This window comes from Caldithrix sp., assembly GCF_056497305.1.
In genome coordinates, this window is record NZ_JBSMDE010000160.1 from 1 (window position 1) to 3,742 (window position 3,742).

Consider the following 3,742-nt stretch of genomic DNA (forward strand, 5'->3'; position numbering starts at 1 on the left):
TATCATGTGGTGTTTGACGGCAGCCACCTGGCCAGCGGCGTGTACATTTACCGTTTGACCACGGAAAAAGGTTTTGCGCAATCGAAAAAGATGATGCTGATTAAATAAGGTCTGTAAATTGAAAAGGGGCTTTTTAAAGCCCCTTTATTTTTACCATCGTCCTTTTCGATTCCAACCGTAATTCGTTCTCCCCACAAAATGTCCTTTTCCCCCTCTGCCAGAAGTTCGTAATGTCTTGCAGTGGTAGAGATTCCACACCTCCTGTTGATCTGCTTTTCTCTTGCGATGATGCCGAAACAGTAGGATTTTTAAAGCATTGGCGTCTTGCTTGATGGGAATGGATTTTCTCATAACGGCCCTCCGTTTTGATGGTTTATTTCTTTTTACGCATTTTTCTTAAAAAAATCTCCATTATTTTTTGCCGGATTGACAGAAATCACATACAAAAGCGGGCTTGCTTTAGTATTATTGGTTTACATCAGATATTTTGAGAAAAAAAATAGGATAATCATATATATGGAGCGACGAGAATTACCGCGTTTGGTTTTAAGCAATGCTACCGTGCGCTTTAAAAAATTAAACCCGGCTTCATTCTGGGCCAGGCTCTCTCCCCATTTTGCCATCCATGATCTGTCAAAAAGCGGTTTGTCCTTCACAACGAATTTTCCCGTTTCAAAAGGGGACAAAATCTATTTAAAATTATTTTTGAACGATGGCACAACCATTCCTCTTAAAGGAATTGTAAGATGGACCAAACTCCTGAACAGCGATGGCCAGTCCCATCTGGTTGGCGTGCAGTTTCTGCCATTTGGCAACAACTCCGATTATAACGACCTCTCCTCCCTGGATTATTTACGCAAGCTGCTCCCCTCATCTCATAACCGGACCATTATTTCTGAAGAAATAAACAATCATCTGGAATAACTGAAAAGCCCATTTGCCCGCAATTGAATTGATTTCTATATTCATTAACAGCTGCTGTTAATTGAATAAAAGGATTTGCTATGAAGTTAAGGTCTGTTTCTTTACACTGGCAAATTTTAATCGGCTTCCTTCTGGGCATCCTCCTGGCTATCGCTTCCCGATTGTTTCACTTTGAATCTTTTGTCGTTGAAGACGTTGCCCTGTTAGGTACGGTTTTTATCCGCGCTTTAAAAATGATCATAGTGCCTCTGATCGTTTCTTCCATTATTTCTGGCGTAACCAATCTGGGCGACGCCGAACATTTCGGCCGCCTTTCGTTGAAAACCCTTATTTACTACATTATGACCAGTCTTTTTGCCATCCTCACCGGCTTGATTCTGGTTAACCTTATTGCGCCAGGCATTGGCGCTAATCTTAGTCTGCAGGAAATGCCGCAAGGATTGGAAACATCGGTGCAGAGTTTTCAGGATTTGCTGTTACGCATCATTCCGGAAAATCCATTGGCGGCCATGACGCGAGGAGAAATATTACCAACTATATTTTTCTCTTTGATGTTTGGCTTTTTTATTACACGAGCGCCAGAGCCCTACAGAAAACAGCTAACCGGCTTTTTCCAGGCCGTTTTTGAAGTAATGATGGGCTTAACCCATTTCATTATTCTGTTTGCACCTGTGGGCGTATTTGCCCTGATTGCCAAAGTGATTGCGCAAACCGGATTAGATGCCGTTCTTCCTTTGTTAAAGTACATGATTACGGTCATCCTGGGATTGCTGATTCATGCCACTATCACTTTACCGTTATTGATTTACCTTTTAGGAGGTATTTCGCCCTTTAAACACTTTAAAGCCATGTCGGCAGCCCTGATGACCGCCTTCTCCACCTCCTCTTCTTCGGCCACTTTGCCCCTAACCATGGACTCCATTGAAAAAAATGCCGGGGTTTCGAACAAGGTGAGTAGTTTTGTTCTGCCCCTGGGAGCCACCATTAACATGGACGGCACAGCGCTTTACGAATGCGTAGCTGCCATGTTTATTGCTCAGGTTTACGGAATCGATCTGCCATTTGGCCAGCAAATGATTGTAGTCATCACCGCTCTGCTGGCCAGCATTGGGGCGGCTGGCATCCCCATGGCCGGACTGGTCATGATCACTATTATCCTTAAAGCCGTTGGTTTGCCATTGGAAGGCATTGGCATGATCCTGGCTGTGGATCGTATTCTGGATATGTTAAGAACTTCGGTAAATGTCTGGAGCGATAGTTGCGGCGCGGTGTTGATTGCCCGCAGCGAAGGAGAAGACCAGCTTGCAGTTTTGAAAAACGACAGACATTAATCGTTTTTTAAGGGAATAAGCAGTTCGAAACGACTACCTTCCTGTAATCGGCTTTGAACCTTGATTTGCCATTTATTTTCGTCGGCAATTCTTTTTACAATGGACAGGCCAAGACCGGTGCCCTCTTTTCTGGTGGTATAAAAAGGTTGAAAAATTTTATCTAGTTGATCTTCTGCAATTCCCCTTCCGGTGTCCACAATCGAAATAATGAGCGTACCCGGCCTTTGCTTTGCCTGCAAGGTAAGCTGCCCGCCATCAGGCATGGCTTGCAGGGCATTTAACAACAGATTAATGAGCACCTGTTTTAAGGCGTTGGGATCGGCTTCGACCACGGGTAAATCGGCTTCAAACTCCGTTTTAATGGCCACGTTTTGTTTGCGCGCTTTACTTTCCACCATTTTGATTAACAGATGTAACGTTTCATGAAGATTGATGGTTGATTTGGACTGGGTTTGTTTGCGCGCAAAATGCAGGTAGTTTTCCACAACCGTATTGATGCGCTGCGTTTCCTGTTCCAGAATGGTAAAAAACTCAGATGCTTTTAATTCTTCCGGAGCCTGCTCTTTTAGAATTTGAAGGGAACCGCGGATGGAGGCCAGAGGATTCCGGACTTCATGGGCCATGCTGGCGGTTAATTCGCCGATGATGGCCAGGCGGTCGGCAGCCCGTAATTTGCGCTCCATTTCCAGCAGTAATTCAGATTGCTGTTTCTGCTGTTCGTTCAAGGCTTTCAGCTTTTCTGCCAGCTGGCGGTATTTTTCGGTCTCTTTTCTTTCGCCTTCCGCTTTCAGACCGGTCAAATAGCCAATTACGTTAAATAGAATGATCTGCAAAAAACGCAACAAATTGGTTTCCACCAGACCGCCCCATTGTAAAAAAACATGAGGTAGGTAGAAAGCCGTAACCATAAGCGCCGAACCGACACCTCCCTTTACGCCAAATTGAAAGGCAGCCAGCAAAATAGGGATAAAGTACAATTCCATAAAAATAAGATGAAACTGCCAGACCGAAGTGGGGATATTGTAATGGAAGAAGGTTATGACCAGAATAAGAACGACAATAATGGCTATCCACACCTTTTTTTTCATAAAATCCCTTTCCCTTACAGAACTCCGTAAAGTTAGTAAAATCTACGCAATTGACAAAATTCATTTGTGCGTAGGCAGGCTTATCGGGTATTCCAGATTCACGTGTCCGGGGCCTCATGTTTCACCTTAAACAAAAAAGAGCGTGGGGGGCAATTAAGGCGCCACGAATTTACCCAATAATTGAAAAACATTGGCATAGGCGCTGGAAACCGTTCCACGACTTCTTTTAAAAAATAGCTTTACTGATGATTAGGAAAATGACTACACAACGCATTATGTCTCTTTCCGATCATTCCATTAATATTGTAGAATAAAATACAAAACAAATTTAATTGTTGAATATTCTCCAGTTTTGGGGTGCGAATCTTTTTGCCCATATTTGATTAATTCTTTTATTAA

3 protein-coding genes are annotated in these 3,742 nt (G+C 43.3%); 2 read left to right on the forward strand and 1 reads right to left on the reverse strand.

From position 1 onward, the window contains the following. The first annotated feature begins 516 nt into the window (after positions 1–516). Both ACWB0I_RS13370 and ACWB0I_RS13375 read left to right on the forward strand, forming a co-directional pair. On the forward strand, positions 517–924 hold the full coding sequence (locus ACWB0I_RS13370) for a PilZ domain-containing protein (protein ID WP_479388573.1): 408 nt from the start codon (positions 517–519) through the stop codon (positions 922–924). Positions 925–1,004: 80 nt separating this feature from the next. After that, positions 1,005–2,255: a dicarboxylate/amino acid:cation symporter gene (locus ACWB0I_RS13375; RefSeq protein ID WP_479388574.1), complete on the forward strand. Its 1,251-nt coding sequence runs from the start codon at positions 1,005–1,007 to the stop codon at positions 2,253–2,255. Here ACWB0I_RS13375 and ACWB0I_RS13380 read toward each other — a convergent pair. Next, positions 2,252–3,343, reverse strand: a complete 1,092-nt coding sequence (locus ACWB0I_RS13380) for a two-component system sensor histidine kinase NtrB (protein WP_479388575.1) — start codon at positions 3,341–3,343, stop codon at positions 2,252–2,254. The two genes, ACWB0I_RS13375 and ACWB0I_RS13380, sit on opposite strands and share 4 nt — an antisense overlap. Positions 3,344–3,742 lie beyond the last annotated feature (399 nt).

Excerpts from the sequence above, each read along its gene's own strand:
- ACWB0I_RS13380 (WP_479388575.1), bottom strand. The coding sequence starts at position 3,343 with ATGAAAAAAAAGGTGTGGATAGCCATTATTGTCGTTCTTATTCTGGTC.
- ACWB0I_RS13375 (WP_479388574.1), top strand. The coding sequence starts at position 1,005 with ATGAAGTTAAGGTCTGTTTCTTTACACTGGCAAATTTTAATCGGCTTC.
- ACWB0I_RS13370 (WP_479388573.1), top strand. The coding sequence starts at position 517 with ATGGAGCGACGAGAATTACCGCGTTTGGTTTTAAGCAATGCTACCGTG.